General features: G+C 35.3%; 15 protein-coding genes. 8 read left to right on the top strand and 7 right to left on the bottom strand.

Annotated elements, in window-relative coordinates:
- The first annotated feature begins 7 nt into the window (after window positions 1-7).
- A complete protein-coding gene (gene coaE, locus PMN2A_RS00285) occupies window positions 8-652 on the top strand; it encodes a dephospho-CoA kinase (protein ID WP_011294014.1) in 645 nt (214 codons plus the stop codon).
- Here the strand turns inward: coaE and gatB are convergent.
- Window positions 649-2,124, bottom strand: a complete 1,476-nt coding sequence (gene gatB / locus PMN2A_RS00280; protein WP_011294013.1) for an Asp-tRNA(Asn)/Glu-tRNA(Gln) amidotransferase subunit GatB — start codon at window positions 2,122-2,124, stop codon at window positions 649-651. The two genes, coaE and gatB, sit on opposite strands and share 4 nt — an antisense overlap.
- A 99-nt stretch (window positions 2,125-2,223) precedes the next feature.
- On the opposite strand from gatB, the gene thiO reads away from it, so the two are divergent.
- Window positions 2,224-3,327 (top strand): glycine oxidase ThiO, encoded by a 1,104-nt coding sequence (gene thiO, locus PMN2A_RS00275; protein WP_011294012.1) that lies wholly within the window; start codon window positions 2,224-2,226, stop codon window positions 3,325-3,327.
- 34 nt (window positions 3,328-3,361) lie between these two features.
- Here thiO and ndk read toward each other — a convergent pair whose 3' ends face one another.
- Complete coding sequence (gene ndk, locus PMN2A_RS00270) at window positions 3,362-3,817, bottom strand: nucleoside-diphosphate kinase (protein ID WP_011294011.1); 456 nt, start codon at window positions 3,815-3,817, stop codon at window positions 3,362-3,364.
- A 142-nt stretch (window positions 3,818-3,959) separates the two neighbouring features.
- Between ndk and speA the strand changes: the two genes are divergently transcribed.
- Window positions 3,960-5,903 (top strand): biosynthetic arginine decarboxylase, encoded by a 1,944-nt coding sequence (gene speA / locus PMN2A_RS00265; protein WP_011294010.1) that lies wholly within the window; start codon window positions 3,960-3,962, stop codon window positions 5,901-5,903.
- Between the two features lies 1 nt (window position 5,904).
- Here speA and alaS read toward each other — a convergent pair whose 3' ends face one another.
- Window positions 5,905-8,565 carry an alanine--tRNA ligase gene (gene alaS / locus PMN2A_RS00260; RefSeq protein ID WP_011294009.1) on the bottom strand — a complete coding sequence of 887 codons (2,661 nt, stop codon included), beginning with the start codon at window positions 8,563-8,565 and terminating at the stop codon, window positions 5,905-5,907.
- Between the two features lie 294 nt (window positions 8,566-8,859).
- Between alaS and PMN2A_RS00255 the strand changes: the two genes are divergently transcribed.
- The 3 genes from PMN2A_RS00255 to PMN2A_RS00245 are packed head-to-tail and all read left to right on the top strand — an operon-like array spanning window position 8,860 to window position 13,063.
- Window positions 8,860-10,635 carry a diflavin flavoprotein gene (locus PMN2A_RS00255; RefSeq protein WP_011294008.1) on the top strand — a complete coding sequence of 592 codons (1,776 nt, stop codon included), beginning with the start codon at window positions 8,860-8,862 and terminating at the stop codon, window positions 10,633-10,635.
- Window positions 10,636-10,637: 2 nt separating this feature from the next.
- The gene (locus PMN2A_RS00250) at window positions 10,638-12,488 is read left to right on the top strand and encodes a diflavin flavoprotein (RefSeq protein WP_011294007.1); all 1,851 of its coding nucleotides are present in this window, start codon (window positions 10,638-10,640) and stop codon (window positions 12,486-12,488) included.
- A gap of 50 nt (window positions 12,489-12,538) precedes the next feature.
- Complete coding sequence (locus tag PMN2A_RS00245; protein WP_011294006.1) at window positions 12,539-13,063, top strand: NADPH-dependent FMN reductase; 525 nt, start codon at window positions 12,539-12,541, stop codon at window positions 13,061-13,063.
- An 8-nt stretch (window positions 13,064-13,071) separates the two neighbouring features.
- On the opposite strand, the gene mrdA is transcribed toward PMN2A_RS00245, so the two are convergent.
- The 3 genes from mrdA to PMN2A_RS00230 are packed head-to-tail and all read right to left on the bottom strand — an operon-like array spanning window position 13,072 to window position 15,926.
- Complete coding sequence (gene mrdA / locus PMN2A_RS00240) at window positions 13,072-14,901, bottom strand: penicillin-binding protein 2 (RefSeq protein ID WP_011294005.1); 1,830 nt, start codon at window positions 14,899-14,901, stop codon at window positions 13,072-13,074.
- Window positions 14,902-14,923: 22 nt separating this feature from the next.
- Window positions 14,924-15,298, bottom strand: a complete 375-nt coding sequence (locus PMN2A_RS00235; RefSeq protein WP_011294004.1) for a hypothetical protein — start codon at window positions 15,296-15,298, stop codon at window positions 14,924-14,926.
- Window positions 15,299-15,314: 16 nt separating this feature from the next.
- Entirely contained in the window at window positions 15,315-15,926 is a 612-nt protein-coding gene (locus PMN2A_RS00230) for a hypothetical protein (RefSeq protein WP_011294003.1), read from the bottom strand.
- Window positions 15,927-16,234: 308 nt separating this feature from the next.
- Here PMN2A_RS00230 and PMN2A_RS00225 point away from each other — a divergent pair, with 308 nt between their 5' ends.
- Both PMN2A_RS00225 and PMN2A_RS00220 read left to right on the top strand, forming a co-directional pair.
- Window positions 16,235-16,552, top strand: a complete 318-nt coding sequence (locus PMN2A_RS00225) for a hypothetical protein (protein WP_011294002.1) — start codon at window positions 16,235-16,237, stop codon at window positions 16,550-16,552.
- Window positions 16,553-17,023: 471 nt separating this feature from the next.
- Complete coding sequence (locus tag PMN2A_RS00220) at window positions 17,024-17,260, top strand: hypothetical protein (protein ID WP_011294001.1); 237 nt, start codon at window positions 17,024-17,026, stop codon at window positions 17,258-17,260.
- A 262-nt stretch (window positions 17,261-17,522) separates the two neighbouring features.
- On the opposite strand, the gene PMN2A_RS00215 is transcribed toward PMN2A_RS00220, so the two are convergent.
- Window positions 17,523-18,317 carry a potassium channel family protein gene (locus tag PMN2A_RS00215; RefSeq protein ID WP_011294000.1) on the bottom strand — a complete coding sequence of 265 codons (795 nt, stop codon included), beginning with the start codon at window positions 18,315-18,317 and terminating at the stop codon, window positions 17,523-17,525.
- Between the last annotated feature and the right edge of the window lie 165 nt (window positions 18,318-18,482).

Here is an 18,482-nt window from a genome sequence, read left to right as displayed (position 1 = left end):
ATTATTAATGATTGACCAAAAACAAACAAACAATCTTTGTCTTAGATGGAAAGGCAAGCAGAGAAGAATAGGAATCACTGGGGGTATCGCCAGTGGAAAAACAATCATTGGAGATTTTCTATTTCAAGCCAAGCAATGGCCTATTTTAGACGCTGACTTATACGCTCATGAAGCATTAAGTGCTGAAAGTGAAATAGTCAAAAAAGTCTGGTTGAGATATGGAAGTAAAATAATTAAAAATTCAAGTAAAAATGATCAAATTATTAATCGCAAAGCATTGGCCAAAATAGTTTTTCAAAATGAACTTGAAAAAAAATGGCTAGAGGGAATAATACATCCATTCGTCAACAAAAGAATTGAAGAAGAATTAGAAAAATCGAAATCAAATTCAATTGTAATTTTGATTATTCCACTCCTATTTGAAAAAAATTATACAGGGTTATGTAGTGAAATTTGTTACATAGATTGCCCTAGAAGCATGCAATTAAAGCGACTTCAGTCAAGAGATAATTTAAGTATTAAAGAAGCAAATCAAAGAATTGATGCTCAATGGGCAAACTCTTTGAAAAAACAATTTGCAGATCACATCATTAATAACTCTAATGATGATGAGACATGGAAATTACAATTAAAAAAATTATATAAATTCTAAGCTTGTAATTTTTTATTTAATATTTGATTAGCGAGTTTTGGATCTGCTTTTCCTTTTGTTTCCTTCATTAATTGACCAACAAAAAACCCTAACAATTTCTTCTTCCCAGATCTAAAAGATTCAACCTCATTTGGATGCTTAAGGATCAATTGATCGATAATTTCTTCAATAACTTTAGGATCACCAATCATACCTAAACCACGTTCTTGAACTAATTGCTTTGGAGAACCACCTTTACTTAATAGTTCAGGTAAAATTTCCTTGGCAATTTTGCCGCTTATTTCTCCAGTATCAATCATTTTTAACATTTCTGCTAATTCACTCGGCTGAAAATGTAATTGGTCAAATGTTAATCTATTTGACTTAATATAGGCTGCTAGATCTCCAGTTATCCAATTTGCTGAAGATTTAGCTGCTCCACCTTCGTTAACAACTTTTTCAAAATATGTCGCCATTGAAGATTCATCAGTCAAAACTCTTGCATCATAAATAGAAAGGCCAAGTTCTGTTGAATATCTATTTCTTTTTGCAGCTGGCAATTCTGGTAATTCTGAACGCCATTTTTCTTTTAACTCATTACTTACTTCTATCGGACCTAGATCAGGATCGGGAAAATAACGATAATCGCTACTGCCTTCTTTGGATCTCATACTTTTAGTCAGTTGCTTACCTTCATCCCATAACCTTGTTTCTTGTTTTACTTCTTCTCCAGATTCATAAGCTTTAATTTGCCGCTTAATTTCATATTCACAAGCTTTCTGAATAGCTGAAAATGAATTCATATTTTTTATTTCTACTTTTGTGCCAAATGGATCATTGATAGTTGGTCTGACTGAAATATTCACATCACATCGCAAGGAACCTTCCTGCATATTCCCATCAGATACTCCCAAATAACGCATAATTCTTCTAACTTCAGCTGCATACTCCGCAGCCTCTCTACCTGTTCTTAAATCAGGTTTGCTTACTATTTCTGCAAGTGCTACGCCTGCTCTGTTGTAATCAACCAAAGAATGAGTAGAACCTGACAATTGATCACTACCTGCGTGCACCAGTTTTCCTGCATCCTCCTCCATATGTAGTCTTTCAATACCTATTTTTTTGACATAAGTTTCTTTGCCTTTTTCAGCTACTTCTACTTCTATCCAACCATCTTCTGCAATAGGTTCATCAAACTGAGAGATTTGATAATTTTTTGGTAAGTCGGGATAAAAATATTGCTTTCTATCAAATTTACTGTGAGAGGCAATATTTAAATTCAAAGCCATCGCTGCTTTTACTGCATATTCCAGAACCTTTTTATTTAGAACTGGCAAGGTGCCTGGCAATCCGCAAACCACTGGGTCAATATGAGTATTTGGATCGTCACCAAAGGTTGTTGATGCACTAGTAAATATTTTGCTCTTAGTCCCCAACTGCACATGCGTCTCTAATCCAATTACAACTTCCCAAGAAACATTTGATTCTGACATTAATTTGACCTAGATATATGAATCTTATGCAAGAAAAGCTCAGTCATGGAAGCTAGCGTAATCTAAAACATTGAAAATAACATTTTCCAAATCTAAGCAATGGGTGTCGTAAATGAAAAACCATTGTTAATCCTCGGAGGAGGATTAATGGGTCTTGCGATAGCCCATGAACTTGCTAAAAGAGGCAAACAAGTAGAAGTTTTAAGTAGAAGCAGACGTGAAGCAGCAGGCTTTGTTGCTGCTGGAATGCTCGCCCCTCACGCAGAAGGGCTTCAAGGCAATCTTCTAAATCTTGGTCAAAGTAGTCTTCAAAGGCACTCAACATGGATAGAAAACATTGAGACAAATAGCAAAATGTCATGTGGTCTCAAAACTTGCGGGATTGTTGTCCCATTTGAAAGCCACAAAGACTGTGAATCCTATCCAACATATAAATTTGGTAAAAAGCTAAACAGAAATGAGCTCCTTCAAGAAGTTCCTGGACTCTCAGAAAAATGGAAACTAGGTTTACTTTTTAAGCAAGACGGCCAAATCGATAATCGAAGACTTTTAATGAGAGCACTTGAAAAAGCTTGCTTTGAATTAGGTGTTCACTTTCAAGAAGGAGTTGAAGTGGTTGAAATAATGAAAGATCTAAACAAATTTAATGGGGTCAAAATCAAAGACATTAATGGAAATATCAATCATTTAAAAAGTGAAGAAGCAGTTCTCTGCTGCGGAGCCTGGAGCAAACAAATTTTTAAAACATTGCCTATTTTTCCTGTTAAAGGCCAGATGTTATCTATTCAGGGTCCAAAACAGATTCTTAAAAGAATTGTTTTTGGACCTGGCATTTACTTAGTGCCAAGAGATGACGGTCTAATAATCGTAGGGGCAACTAGTGAACCTGAGGCAGGCTTCCAGACAGGACTCACTCCAAATGGGCAAAGCGAGCTTCAAAAAGGAATTCAATCTCTTATTCCTGAACTTAATCAACTACCTCATATGGAGAGATGGTGGGGTTTTCGTCCATGCACACCCGACGAAGGCCCCTTACTGGGAATGTCATCAATTAATGGACTCTGGCTTGCTACTGGGCATCATCGCAATGGAGTTCTATTGTCAGCGATAACTTCAGAATTAATTGGAAAATCAATTTGCTCAACCCCATTAAGTAATGAGGAAGATAGTTTGTTGTCCCATTTCAGATGGGACAGATTTTAAAAACCGATCACCAAAAGTTTTGAAGTTGAATAAATTATTCAACTCTCCATGCTTGATCAGATGGATTCCAATCAACAAGCTCATTTTCTTGGAACCATAAGTTAATTTCAAAAACTGCCGTATCAGAACCATCAGAACCATGAATGACATTACGACCAATATTCACAGCCAAATCACCTCTAATAGTTCCAGGTTCTGCCTCAAGAGGCTTTGTTGCGCCAATCAATTTTCTAGCACTTGCAATAACACCTTCACCTTCCCAAACCATCGCTATAACAGGTCCACTAGTGATGAAATCAACTAAACCTGAAAAGAAAGGACGATCTTTGTGCACACCATAGTGTTTTTCAGCAAGTTCTTTGCTTGGTGTTAGTTGCTTTAAGCCAACTAATTTGAATCCTTTAGTTTCAAATCGTCCAAGTATTTCAGCGATTAAACCTCTTTGCACACCATCTGGCTTGATAGCAACAAAGGTTCTTTCCAAAGTCATTGCGATATTTAATAATATGAAGCCATAGTCTTCCTAAAACTGCCCTCTTGGCAAGTAAAACATGACACTTAATAAAACTGTTCTTAGATTTAATTGTATTAATCGTGAATGATCAAAACTTGGCAACTTTGTTATCGCATAAATGGCTGTGAAAATTACTAATCAATCTCTCTCTTGGACTATTCAAAATAGCTCAGAGCTCTATGGAATTGATCGATGGGGAAAGGGTTATTTCACTATCAATGAAAAAGGGAATATTAGTATTTGTCCTAACGGTTCCAACAACAAATCTCATGATTTAATGGAACTTTTAGATGAACTCGAAAGTCGAAAACTAAAATTTCCTCTGTTAATAAGATTTGACGATATTCTCGAAGACTGCTTAAAAAACTTACATAAAGCTTTTGAAAAAGCGATTAATGACTATCAATATCAAGGAAAATACCAAGGTGTGTTTCCAATCAAATGTAATCAACAGCGTCACGTAGTTGAAGAATTAATCACCTGTGGTTCCAAATGGAATTTTGGCTTAGAAGCTGGAAGCAAACCAGAGTTACTAATTGCTTTATCAATCCTAGAAGATCCTAAAGCCTTACTCATATGTAATGGCTATAAAGATCAACGTTACATTGAAACAGCTATTTTAGCACGTCAGCTTGGACGTCAACCTATAGTAGTTATAGAACAAGCAAATGATGTTGAGCTTATAATCAAATCTAGTAATTTACTGGGAGCGTCTCCACTCATAGGAATACGAGCCAAGCTATCGAGTCAAAGCAGTGGAAGGTGGAGTAGCTCGATTGGTGACAAGTCAAAATTTGGACTTTCAATTCCAGAAATTTTAAAAGCAATCAAAAGGTTAAAAGAAGCAAATCTTCTCAATGAATTAAAGCTTTTACATTTTCATCTAGGGAGTCAAATTAACGATATAGGTGTTTTAAAAGATGCCTTACAAGAAGCAGGACAAATTTATGCCGAATTAATTAATCTTGGGGCACCTATGGGATACTTAGATGTTGGAGGTGGCTTAGGAATTGATTACGATGGAAGTCAAACCGCCTCAATAGCATCTACTAACTATTCACTTCAAAATTATGCAAATGATGTAGTAGCAACAATTAAAGAATGTTGTGAATCAAAAAAGATACCACTACCCACTTTAATTACAGAGAGTGGAAGAGCTATTGCTAGTCACTTTTCGATTTTAATCTTCAATATTCTAGGTAAAAATTCGTTACCTTCTGACATTCCGAAAGAAAACGAAAAAGAATGTCTCTCTGTCAGAAATTTACGTGAAACATTAGTCCATATAAATTCTCTAGAACTTAAGCAAGAAAAAGATTTAGCCAAACTACAAGAAGCATGGAATGATTCTCTTAAATTCAAAGCAGATGCACTTGCGGCTTTTCGACTCGGTTATATAGATTTAGTTGAACGAGCAAAAGCTGAGCAGTTGACATGGGCCTGTGCAAAAACAATAGTTAATCAGTTACCAAAAAACATACTTTTACCTAAAGAACTAAAGAAATTAAGTGAAAGCTTAGCCGTAACGTATTACGCAAATCTTTCCGTATTTAGATCAGCTCCAGACACATGGGCCATTGATCAAGTCTTTCCAATTATGCCAATCCATCGGCTTAGCAAAGAACCGAAAAAACTTGGTCACTTTGCAGATTTAACGTGTGATTCAGATGGAAAGCTTGATCAATTTATTGATAATGGAAAAATTAAAAATTTGCTCCCTCTTCATGAATTTAATCAAAACGAAAAATATCTAATTGGTCTTTTCTTGGGTGGCGCCTATCAAGAAGTAATGGGAAATCTACATAATTTATTTGGGAGTACTAATGCAGTCCATATAAGATTTACAGAAAATGGGAACTATAAAGTTGAGCATGTCATTCGTGGGAATACAAAATCAAATGTTCTTGAATATTTAGAACATGATCCAGAAATATTATTAGAACGATTACGAAAATCAAGCGAATTAGCTATTCAAGGTGGGCATCTAAAAATCCATGATGCACAAAAACTAATAGAGCATGTAGAAGCAAGCCTCCGTCAAAGTACCTACCTACAGAGCTAAATTAAGATAATTGTTGAGTCAAATTCTCATTAGCTTTTTCTAAAGCTAGATCCAACGATTGAGGTTGACTACCACCAGCTTGGGCGAGATTTGGACGACCACCACCACCACCACCACACATTTTTGCAACCCCACTTATAAATTTGCCTGCATGTAAACCATCTGATACCAAATCAGGAGAAAATGCAGCAACAAAAACTAATTTATTATCGATCTCCTGATTTGGAATGCCTCCAAAAATAACAGCAGAGTACTTGCCTAAATGATCTATCAAACTTGAAGCCGCAGATTGCAATCCAGATCCGTCAACTCCATCTAAACGTCTAATTAATAATTTACTCTTACCAACAGATTTTGCATAAGTCGCTAAACCCAATGCCTTCGCCAAAGCGAGTTCATTTTTGACTTTGATAAGTTCTTTTGTTTTATCTTTCAATTCCAGTTGAAGGGATGAGACTCTCTCAACAATTTCATATGATTGAACTTTGAATGATTTACTTAACTCCTTAACTACCAAATCACGTTCATTAAAATAATCTAAAACTGATGGACCAGCTATAGCCTCTATTCGTCTAATACCTGAAGCAATACCTGTCTCATTAATAATCTTAAATGTACCTAGTTGTGACGTACGAGTTACATGGGTTCCTCCACATAACTCCATAGAAATGCCTGGAACATCAACAACGCGTACTACATCACCATATTTCTCACCAAACATTGCCAACGCACCAGCAGCCATAGCCTCCTTAATTGGCATTGTTTTAATTTGAATTAGATGGTCCTCGTTAATCCATTGATTTATTCGTGCTTCCATATCTTCAAGTTCTTTTATTGTCAAAGGTTTTGGAGCATTAAAATCAAATCTCAATCGATGATTTGAAACTAACGAGCCTCTTTGACTTACACTTGAGTCAATCGATAATTTTAAAGCTGATTGCAATAGATGTGTAGCGGTGTGATTTGATGTAGTTCGTTGACGAAAAGATGGAGTAACATTCATCTGAACAGATGAGTTAATCTCTAGAACCCCAGTGTTAACAATTCCAGAATGAATAAAAATATTCTTCTTTTTTCTAACATTTTCTACAGACACCTCAAGATCTTGAGACGTTATTAAGCCTTTATCTCCAATTTGGCCACCCGACTCAGCATAAAAAGGCGTTCTATTAACTATAATCTTGACTAAATCACCTTGAACAGCTTGTTTTACTGATTCATTATTTTTAAAAATGCCTATTACAGTTGAAGTAGTTTCTAATTTTTCATAGCCCTCAAATCTTGTGTCATCAAATAAAGAAATTTCTCTTTCAATTGAACCTTCTTCAGTTAAATCAATACTAACAGAAGCCTCTTTTGCACGTTTACGTTGCTTAGCCATCTCGTTCTCAAAACCATTAATATCAACAGAAATACCTTTTTCATTCGCGATCTCTTCTGTTAATTCCAAAGGGAAACCATAAGTATCATAAAGCTCAAATGCCTGCGCACCAGAGATAAGATCACATTCATGAGATGTTATCTCTGCCAAAAGTTTCTCTCCCCGTTCAAGCGTTTCAAGGAAACGAGATTCTTCTATTTTTAACTCATTAAGAATAATTTTCTTTTTCTCAAGTAATTGAGGATAAGCATTTTTCATCAACTCAATAGCAATTTCAGCCAGTTGAGGTAAAAACGGCTGAATAATGCCTACCAGTCGACCATGTCGAATCATACGCCGTATGAGACGACGAAGAATATAGCCTCGCCCTAAATTACTAGCACTTACACCGTCACAAATCAAATGGGTCACGGCCCTGCAATGATCTCCAATAATTTTTAATGATGTTTTATTTTTTTTATTTGTAGTTTCATACTTAATTTGAGCTAATAAAGCCGCTGCATTAATGAGAGGAAAAATAAGATCCGTTTCATAATTATTAGATTTTTTTTGCAAAATTTGAGCCATTCTTTCCAAGCCCATTCCTGTATCAATATGACAATTCGCCAATGGTTCAAGATTGCCCTTTAAGTCGCGGTTGTATTGCATAAAAACCAAATTATAAAATTCTATAAATCGACTATCGTCCTCAAGATCTATTTCATCACTTCCTAATTCGGGTTTAAAATCAAAATAAAGTTCCGAACATGGACCACAAGGTCCTGTAGCTCCGGATGACCAAAAATTATCAGCAGCACCCATTCTGATGATTCTATTTGCATCAACCCCTACAACTTCTTTCCATATTTGCTCTGCTTCTAAGTCTTCTTTAAAAACGCTAATGACTATATTCTGTGGATTTAGTCGAAAAACCTCAGTAGATAATTCCCATGCCCATTGAATTGCCTCCTTTTTAAAATAATCACCAAAAGAGAAATTACCGAGCATCTCAAAAAAAGTATGATGCCTCGCAGTTCTTCCTACATTTTCAATATCATTTGTTCTTATACATTTTTGACTGGATGTTGCTCTCGGAGTAGAAGACTCTTTTAATCCTAAAAAGATAGGCTTAAAAGGTAACATCCCTGCAATAGTCAATAAAACTGTTGGATCATCTGGAATTAAAGAAGAACTTGCTAGTTTCTTATGATTATGTTGTACAAAAAAGTTTATAAATGCATCTCTTATTTCATCTCCTGAAAGAGATGGCGGATCAATTAAAGAGGAAGAACTTTTTTCCATACCTAAAAATTATCTCTAAAAAGGTTTTTGAAAACAATCACAAAAAACGTCAAATTTGCTCAACTCACCCCTAAACAATAACAAAATGGAAACCCGTGAGACTTTGAAAGAGAAAAATACTCAGAAAAGGCAATCAAGAACAGTGTCTATTGCAAACAAATACTATTTACGGGAAGCAGTATCACACTTGCAATCCTTAGTATCCTAATATGTTTGAACTGATCTAGGTATTTGCACTTAGCGATCTAATTTGTTAAGACTTTCCAGTTTTCTTCAATTAATGGCTTTAGGAACATGATTTTTACTAAATCGACAGCTTTAGAAAATCAGAAAAGTGATATTCCTAAGCTTTCACTGCAATATGAACAAATTGCTATAGATACTCACACTTTAAGATCATTGGATTGGGATCGAAGCAGGTTTGATATTGAATTTGGCCTTCGAAATGGGACAACTTATAATAGCTTTTTAATAAGAGGCAAAAAAACTGCACTTATAGATACAAGTCATTTAAAGTTTAAAGATATTTGGTTTGAAAAACTAAGACAAGAAATCAATCCAACAGAAATTGATTATTTAATAGTCAGTCACACAGAGCCAGATCATTCAGGACTGATAAAATATTTAATTGAATTAAACCCAAATATTGAAATCGTCGCATCTAAAGTAGCTATAAAATTCTTAAAAGACCAAATTCATCAACCTTTTAAGTCAAGAGCAGTCAAAAGCGGTGAAGAAATCAATTTAGAAAGTACTTCAATCAGCGGAATTGAGCATAGAATTGAATTTATTAGTGCACCAAATCTACACTGGCCAGATACGATTTTTTCTTTTGATCACGGTACACAAGTTTTATATACCTGTGACGCATTTGGTTTACATTACTGTTCAGAAAAATTATATGACGAAAATCCAAGTCTATTAAATGAAGATTTTCGATTTTATTATGACTGCCTCATGGGTCCAAATGCCCGAAGCGTAGTTCAGGCATTAAAAAAAATTGATTCATTACCAACTATCCAGACTATTGGTGTTGGGCATGGACCAATCCTGAATTTTAATACGCAGTTATGGCTGAATCATTACAGAGAATGGAGTACGCAAAGAAGCACGGGCGAAAACTATGCTGTGGTTTGCTATCTCAGTCAATATGGTTATTGTGACCGGTTAAGCCAAGCGATTGCTCATGGAATAGGCAAGGCAAATGCCCAAGTCCAATTAGTTGATCTTATTGCTTCAGATACTCAAGAGTTAAGTGCTCTAATTAGTGAAGCGAGTGCAGTCGTTGTGCCTACATGGCCTATCAAAACTGATTCAGAATTACAAAGCAATATTGGAACACTTCTAGCATCCTTAAAACAAAAGCAATGGGTAGCCACTTATGACTCATATGGCGGAAATGAAGAGCCTATTGACTTTATAACTAACCAATTAAGAAAGCTTGGACAAAAAGAAGCATTTAAACCACTTCGAGTTCGTGACGAACCAAACAAAAGTGTTTACCAACAATTTGAAGAGGCTGGTACAGATTTAGGTCAAATTCTTACTAGAAAGAAAAATATAGCTGCTACTAAGAGCCTTGATGGAGACTTAAATAAAGCGCTAGGTTGCCTAAGCGGTGGACTTTACGTTGTTACAGCAAAAGACAATGAAGGTGCTGATAGTCGAGACGGTGCGATGGTTGCAAGTTGGGTAAGTCAAGCAAGTTTTGACCCCCCTGGGATAACCGTAGCGGTAGCTAAAGACAGAGCAATTGAATCACTATTACAAGTCAATGATCGTTTTGTTCTGAATATCCTTCAAGAAAATAACTATTTGCACCTCTTCAGACACTTTTTAAAACGTTTTCCACCAGGTGCTAATCGATTTGAAGGAGTTGAATTAATGAATGATCTTGCAGCTGGGGGACCAGTGCTATCTGATGCGTTAGCGTTCCTTTCATGTAAAGTTATTCAAAGAATGGAGACAACAGATCATTGGATCATTTATTCATCAGTTGAAAAAGGTAATTTATCTAATACTCAAAGTAAAACAGCAGTTCATCACAGAAGACTTGGTAGTAATTATTAACAATGACAATAGAGCAAAATTCTTCGACAAATTTAAACACTTTAATAAAAAAAACTATTCAGATTCCCATTGAGGATAACTTCATTTGCTTAAGAAGCTTAAACCCAAAAAGAACAAGATTTGAAGTTGAATATTCTCTTGAGAAAGGTAGTTGCACTAATTCTTTTTTATTTAATTCTTCTCAAGATGAATATTCTGAATCACATGACTATATTTTAATTCATCCTCCTGGTTTAACATTTGAAAAAGAATTTTTAGACGAATTCGAGACATTAATTAGTAGTGATTCGTCTGCAATAAAGCTAGTCATGGGTCATATCAATCCCAATAAAGTAGCTTTTGTGAAAAGAATGAATGTGAAATATAAAAATTTAACGGTTATTTGTTCTAATCCAGGAGCAAAATTATTCAAAGAGATTTGGAATTTACGAAAACCCTCGCAAAATACAAATCCTAAAGAAGCATTGGAGAAAGTTGAAGTTCTTCCAAATATACAAATCATCAAACAATTAGAAACTCATACACTTAACAGTAATTTTGAGGTTACGTTCATTCCCGCGCCAACAGCTCGCTGGCCTGGTGGACTAATTGTTTTTGAAAAGCAAACTGGTTTATTGATGAGTGATAAATTATTCGGTGCTCATGTTTATGAAGAAAAATGGGCTGAATTAAACAGTAGTAGCACGGAAGAAGAGAGAAGACATTACTTCGATTGTCTAATGGCGCCAATGTCTACCCAAGTCAATAGTATTATCGAAAAATTTGAAGACTTTGAGATTGATACGATAGTACCCGGACATGGACCTGCAATCAGCGGTAGTTGGAGGAGTTTATTAAACAACTACCAAAGCTGGGGAGAAAGCCAAAAATACAGCAATTTAAGAGTTGCACTATTATTTGCAAGTGCATATGGAAATACTGCTGCTATTGCTGATGCCATTGCTAGAGGAATTAGTAAAACAGGGGTCAAAGTTAAGATTATTAATTGTGAATTCACCGCATCAGATAGCTTAGTCACTGAAATTCGTAAAGCAGATGGATATTTAATTGGATCGCCAACATTAGGAGGGCATGCACCCACCCCAATTGTTTCAGCACTTGGGTCGCTTTTGGCTGAGGGAGATAGAGGAAAGCCGGCTGGAGTATTTGGAAGTTATGGATGGAGTGGAGAAGCTCTTGATTTACTTGAAAAAAAATTAAAAGATGGAGGCTTTAAATTTGGATTCGAACCTATCAAAATTAAATTTAGTCCTGACCCTTTAATGATTAAAAAACTTGAAGAAACAGGTATCCAATTTGGTAAGCAATTAATTAATGCAAAATTACGTCAACAAAGAAAGGCTAATGTAGGTTTAAATACAAGTAAAAGTGATCCAACAATTAATGCACTAGGAAGGGTCGTCGGATCACTATGTATATTGACTGCTCAAAAAGGAGATGAAGATAATCTGATTAGCGGAGCGATGGTTGCAAGTTGGGTTAGTCAAGCAAGCTTTTCTCCTCCTGGTATTACTATTGCAGTCGCTAAAGAAAGAGCTGTAGAAAACTTACTTCATACAGGAGATAACTTTGCTCTTAACATTTTAGAGCAAAATAATCACCAAAGCCTCCTTAAACAATTTCTCCAATCATTCAAACCTGGAGATAATAGATTTACCGATCTTGAGATTAAATTAAGTCCAAGCAATCAGCCATTATTAAACGAAGCTTTAGCCTGGCTGGAGGGTACAGTTAGTCAACGAATGGAGTGTGGGGATCATTGGCTGATATATGCTGAGATTAAATATGGAAAAGTCATTAAAAAAGATGGAGTAACAGCAGTTCATCATCGAAAAACCGGAGCGAACTACTAGATCCATTACAAAAATGACATCATCCATTTACACTTCCCTGTTAATTCACAATGTCTAATAAAAAGCTTCTTGTTATAGCTGCTAGTAATGGTGAAAATCTCAAATTAGCAAAAAGATTTCTAGTCGCAGGCAAAGAACTAAATTACTCATGCGAATTACTTGATTTGACAGATTCAAAAAATGATTTGCCTATATTTAATCCACGTAATAATTCAAAAGATAAAGCACCAGAAAATCTAAAGTTAATCAATACTGAAATGGAGAGCCACTCACACTGGGTCATTTGTGCACCAGAATATAACGGCTCAATTCCTCCAATTCTTACAAATGCAATAGCTTGGCTGTCTGTGCAAGGAACAGATTTTCGAAGTTTATTCAACGAACGCCCAATTGCAATTGCAAGTTTTTCAGGAGGAGGATGTATGGAGTTATTACTTTCGATGCGTATTCAATTAACCCACCTTGGGGCTTTAGTCTTAGGTCGTCAATTAGCTACGAATAAATCAAAAGTTGCTGAGGATAAATCAATCAACGCCATTCTAAATCAACTACTACAACTAAATCATCCTAATTAATTCAATATCTAATCTTTACTTCTAATTAACTCATTTTTAGATTTTTGCTCATACCAAGCACGTAGCACTTCTCTTGCCATAGGGAGAGCATGTACTGAACCACCACCAGGAGTATTCTGAGCAAAAGCAACAATAACTATTTCCCCAGAATCATAAGGTGCAAATCCAGCAAACCATGCATGATCAGAACCTCCACTACTATCTTCTGCTGTTCCAGTTTTACCAGCGACGGGAGGAAGAATAGAATGATCTAGATTTATTCCCATACCAGTACCACTAGTTACAACTTTACGAAGCCCACGACGAATTGTTTCAAGTGTTTTGTCTTCTATGTCAACTTTTCTTAAATATTTCTCTGATCTCCAGTTTATATTGGCATCAACTAAATGAGGAGTAATCAAATAACCACCATTTGCAAAAACTGCATATGCTCGTGCTAATTGCAATGGAGTAACTAAAACAACAGATTGACCAATAGATGCACTAGCCATATCCTCTACGATCCAAGGAGTTTCTCCAGGATTTCCCCACCCACGACCCTCAGCAGCCCATTTCTTGTTCCCTACTAAGCCTTTATTTTCATCTATAAAAGTTTCTATGCCAGTGTAATTGTCAAAGCCAAGTTTAGTTGCCGCATCATATAAAGCTTTCGAACCAGAACCAACCCCAACTTGATAAAAAAAAGTATTACTGGAGACTCTAAATGCATCTTCATATCCAATCCAACCAAAACCTCTTTTATTATATTCTGGAAAACAATGACTCCCATAAGTGATACAAGGAACCGTATTTAATTTTTTATTAGCAGGAAATTTACCACTCTCCATCCCTGCTATAGCAGTTATGGGCTTCCACGTACTTCCTGGATCGTATGCATTAAATGCTCTACTCAGAAGAGGAAGATTTGATGACAAAAAAAGATCGTTATATTGTTTATTCGTAAAAGGCTGAGAAAAAAAATTAAGGTCGAAAGTAGGTTGACTAGCAATTGCTCTTATTGCTCCTGTATAGGGATCAATAGCTACTATTGCTCCAGCAATTTTGTCAGATAAAACTTTTTCTGCAGTAAGTTGTAGCTCTAGATCAAGAGTTAATTTGATATCCCTACCAGCTTTTGGTAACTTTAAACCTAGACTGCGTTGAACCGTACCTATTGAATCAATCTCAAGCATTTCACCACCCCATGCACCTCTCAATTGAGATTCAAAAGCGGCCTCTATACCTTTCCGTCCAATTCGATCAGATAGTTTATAACCTCTGTCTGAAAGCTTAGAAAACTCGTCCTGAGTTATCAACTGTGTATAACCCAAAGCATGTGCAGCTAAAGACTTATATGGATAGTTTCTAATTAAACCAATATCAATTTGAGCACCATACAAATTATTCTCTTGTTCTTTAAACCTAATAACCTGCTCCACCGATAAATCAGTTAATAGTACTTTTTTATAAGGAGTGTCATAATTACTTCTATTAAATGCAATTTCTAATTGATCAGTAGAAACATTTAACAAATCAGATAAAGAGTTTCTTAGATCAATCCATTCACTTTTAGTTAGAAGTCTAGGTTGAATAGCTAATGAGTAAAAGAGTTTATTATCGGCAAGAACCACACCATTACGATCTAATAATCTTCCTCGTATTGGTGGATTAGCAATTAGCTTGACTCTATTTTCCTCTGAAAGTTTTTTATAATATGATCCCCTAATTATTTGTATCCAAAAAAGACGCCCAACTGTCACTGAAAAGATTAAACAAATAAACAAAAAGAAAATTAGAGGCTGATTAAAAGCACCTACATGCTTTTTAGAACTTAGATGTAATTTTTCTTTCTTCTTCATCTCTAAAAATCAAGAATATTGACTAATCATGTATATTTAATGAGTCATTACTAATCATACGTCTCAATTGATCTAGATCACTATCAATTCTGTTTAAAGTTGAAACCAAAGAATCATTATCATTACTTTCATAATCAGGATAATTCTCTTCAACAGTTACATCAACTGAAACAACCGGATAACCTAAGCCAGGAATCAATTGGTCAATCTTATCCCTCACTTTCTTAGCCGAGGTTTCGCCATCAGCCTGGAATTCTGAAAATGGATCTTTTAATTTAATTACATCCATTATTTTTTGAAATCCACCAGTTTTCACATTTTTAATAATGCCCATACCAAATGGCAAAGCAGACTCCATTGCAAATAAATGGAAATCCCTTAATTGATCTTTAGCCATAATGGCTTTATTAGTGCTACTTAAGAATACCTGTTTCTGTCGTTGGAAAGTAAGGTGTACAACTATTATTAGAAATACCTATGGACCAACCAGCAAAGATTGACATCACAATTATTGCTGCGAATGGCAAAAAAGCTTGATGAGTAGTTTCAAGAGTTAACCATTCTTTCCAACCTCTTATCAAACGTTCTCTAGCAAATCTATTGCGCTCTTTTGAAGCTTGATTAATTTTTTTCCTAAAAGATTTTTCTACCCAACGTTCAAAAGACTTTTTTTTAGTTACTGCCATTTTTCTCTCTACTTCTAATAATTGCCCTGCAGTAAGATGAGGGTGAAAAGTACTTATTAATTCAAGCGTTTTTAAAAACATTTCAACTGCCGCGTCTTTAATAACCCGCTCTTCGTCTCTAAGAAAAGTCCACTCGACCTCAGGATAAAAACGAGCTCTATTGAGATTAATCTGCTCCTCTGTTAATTGACCAGGCTCTCTCAACCATCTGTCAGTATTGTTGTCAAAGCGTCTCCAATAGAGAAAAGGATTAATGTAAATAACCTTTCCTGAGATAGTAATACTATCCTTCTGCAGCCGTCTGCTTAAATGCGAATCAGTCTGATGTGCAACTGTCAAAAGTAATAGGCCATTGAACTAAGTTATCTTTTTTTTTTGAAATAGACCACCCCCCCGAACAAGATTGCTCAACTTAGGAATCCTCAAATTGATCTAACTTCAAAAGGTACAGATAGAATTTATTTTGATCACTTCCAATCTAATTCTCTATTTTTTATTTGACAGGGATTCTAATTCGCATAATTTCAAACTAATTTTCTAGCAAACGATACCCAAATTCTTATAATAACAAGTATCTTCTTAAATCAGTTTGTGCAAAATAACAATTATTCAGTTATGTTCATTGCGAACATACTCAAACAAAAACAATGCTACGTAAGCAAGAGAAAAATGCTGTCACAAGAGGAGTGATCCTTGCTATTGGTTGGGGATGGGGTTTAGATAGATTTTATGAAGGTGACAAAAAAGGAGGGATTCTCTCAATTATTGGCTGGGGAATTGTATTCACAAGTTTTCTTTACTTGAAATGCTCAGGGATCGAATACGTCGATGGTGTAAAAGATTACTCTAGTTATAGCCCAAACCCTCTCATAGTTCTTCCGTTAATTGCTGGTTTATATGGAATCTATTTAATTCTCAGAAAAGGTTTTAGATTAGCAAAACAGTTTGAGAACGCAGAAGAATAAATTAATCTTGCAAGTCACAAAACAATTAAATCTCATGATCTAAATCATTTTGTTTTTTAGTAGTGACAAAAAGTCCTCATTAGAGTAGAAAGAAATTAACAGGACAACTCCTCACACAATCGTTCTGTTAAATAAAGCACCCGACTTATTGTAAGCAGGGTGTTTTTTAATGACTACTTTTGCAAATTGTGACATGTGCCACAAGATAGACCAGCCTTCTAATATTTGAGTTTTTCATTAGCTTAGTAAATATATAACTGTGAAGAGTTGAGATCCTGCGCAGTGGAAACAAGGAAACACTTGTGCCTGATCTTAAAAAAACCGTCTTGTTCAGAATGGGGCGGTTTTTTGTGCTTATTTTGATTTAGAAAAAGCAAAATCCAAAACAAGTAATGAGAACGGTATTCACGACAATTATTGAAATAAATTCACCAACAAATCAATTAATTTAAGGAATTAACTAATTTACAAATGACCGAAGAGAATAAAACAGACAAAAAAAAGTGCAGTAGAAAAGGCAAAGCTATGTTTGCTTATGGCATTATTCAGCTAGGCTCTAGTGTAGTTTCTGCTCTCGCTCTTACTGCAATCGCTCTAAGTTTTTGCTCACTTAAACAAGAATCAAAGGTGTTCAATGAATGTGTTGAGGAGATTCAAGCTACTGGCAAGAGTTCATCAGATGCAGTTCGCTTCTGCAATGGTGGTTAGTAGTTATAAGTCAACATAGTAAATGATTATTCAAATGATCACTCGATAACAAATATGGGGTGAACTAAGTCTCGCCCCTTTTATTATGTCTTAAATTTTTCCAGTATTCGGCCCAATGGCTCTGTAAATCATGCGATCAAGAATTATGGAGATCTCTCCCTTTCTTTTCTGTATTTGCGTCAGTTGCACTTAATGAAACCAAGAGATCTATTTCTTCTTTATTGACTGAAAAATATACTTTTATTTAATTTGAATATCATTTTTAACCAGTATTACTAGGACCCTGAATTCCATTCGAAACATTTTGATTTTTAGCTTGTGCACCAATTGATTCGCTGAATCCAGACGCAAGGATTCCAGTAGGTATTGCAATTGCAGCAATACCCATAAGAGAAGTAATCGATGCAATTATTTTTCCCAATGCTGTGACAGGTATTGAATCTCCATAACCAACAGCACTGACAGTTGTAATCGACCACCAAAGACATCTTGGAATTGAACCTAACAATCCTGGTTGAATGGACGATTCAGCAAGATACATAAAAGTACTGCTAATCAACAAAAGTAAAACTGTATAAAAAGTCGAAATTTGTAGTTCTTGACTCTTTGACCGAAGTGCATAATTGAAGTGAAAAATACTTTGCTTAAATTTTTCACTTCTTCCAATTTTCAAGATTCTTAAAAGGCGAATAATCCTGAGAATTTTTAATTCAGCACGAACACCAAAAAAAGAAGGGACGATTGCAATTACATCAATAATTGACATTGGTGAGATTACATAACGAAAAACGCCTTTCCAACCTTGTCCATATTTTTTTTCAAGTGGTGCGACCCATAAACGACACAGATATTCAACGCAAAACCAACCACCAATAATCCAATCTAAAAGATCTATTTGATCTCCAAATTGATAATCGATTGAGTTTTCAGTAACCATAACTGCGAAAAAAATCGAAATAAAAATAGTAACTCCACAGATTTTATTGAATACAGAAGTTCTCCCTTCTGGTGAGTCATTTTTTAGCTGCTTATAGATTCTTAAACGTAATTCATTCATAGCCACCCGCAAGCTTAAATAGGAATGTATATAAGTTAGGCAAATCTTACTGATTTTTCCTCTGATCAAGTGACGACACTAAACGCAAAAATAGTGCCTCTGTACAAAAAATGCCTCACACGAGCATTCATGAGCAAAAAGCACCTTGATAAGTACTAGTAGTAC

This window comes from Prochlorococcus marinus str. NATL2A, assembly GCF_000012465.1.
Classification (GTDB): Bacteria; Cyanobacteriota; Cyanobacteriia; order PCC-6307; family Cyanobiaceae; genus Prochlorococcus_B; species Prochlorococcus_B marinus_B.
This window is presented reverse-complemented; position numbering and strand designations above follow the sequence as displayed.

Bases quoted from the DNA above. Each gene is read 5' to 3' on its own strand.
- alaS (WP_011294009.1), bottom strand. From the start codon at position 8,565: ATGGAAAAAAGTTCTTCCTCTTTAATTGATCCGCCATCTCTTTCAGGA.
- PMN2A_RS00255 (WP_011294008.1), top strand. From the start codon at position 8,860: ATGATTTTTACTAAATCGACAGCTTTAGAAAATCAGAAAAGTGATATT.
- thiO (WP_011294012.1), top strand. From the start codon at position 2,224: ATGGGTGTCGTAAATGAAAAACCATTGTTAATCCTCGGAGGAGGATTA.
- PMN2A_RS00225 (WP_011294002.1), top strand. From the start codon at position 16,235: ATGCTACGTAAGCAAGAGAAAAATGCTGTCACAAGAGGAGTGATCCTT.
- PMN2A_RS00215 (WP_011294000.1), bottom strand. From the start codon at position 18,317: ATGAATGAATTACGTTTAAGAATCTATAAGCAGCTAAAAAATGACTCA.
- mrdA (WP_011294005.1), bottom strand. From the start codon at position 14,901: ATGAAGAAGAAAGAAAAATTACATCTAAGTTCTAAAAAGCATGTAGGT.
- gatB (WP_011294013.1), bottom strand. From the start codon at position 2,124: ATGTCAGAATCAAATGTTTCTTGGGAAGTTGTAATTGGATTAGAGACG.
- PMN2A_RS00220 (WP_011294001.1), top strand. From the start codon at position 17,024: ATGACCGAAGAGAATAAAACAGACAAAAAAAAGTGCAGTAGAAAAGGC.
- speA (WP_011294010.1), top strand. From the start codon at position 3,960: ATGGCTGTGAAAATTACTAATCAATCTCTCTCTTGGACTATTCAAAAT.
- ndk (WP_011294011.1), bottom strand. From the start codon at position 3,817: ATGACTTTGGAAAGAACCTTTGTTGCTATCAAGCCAGATGGTGTGCAA.
- coaE (WP_011294014.1), top strand. From the start codon at position 8: ATGATTGACCAAAAACAAACAAACAATCTTTGTCTTAGATGGAAAGGC.
- PMN2A_RS00245 (WP_011294006.1), top strand. From the start codon at position 12,539: ATGTCTAATAAAAAGCTTCTTGTTATAGCTGCTAGTAATGGTGAAAAT.
- PMN2A_RS00235 (WP_011294004.1), bottom strand. From the start codon at position 15,298: ATGGCTAAAGATCAATTAAGGGATTTCCATTTATTTGCAATGGAGTCT.
- PMN2A_RS00250 (WP_011294007.1), top strand. From the start codon at position 10,638: ATGACAATAGAGCAAAATTCTTCGACAAATTTAAACACTTTAATAAAA.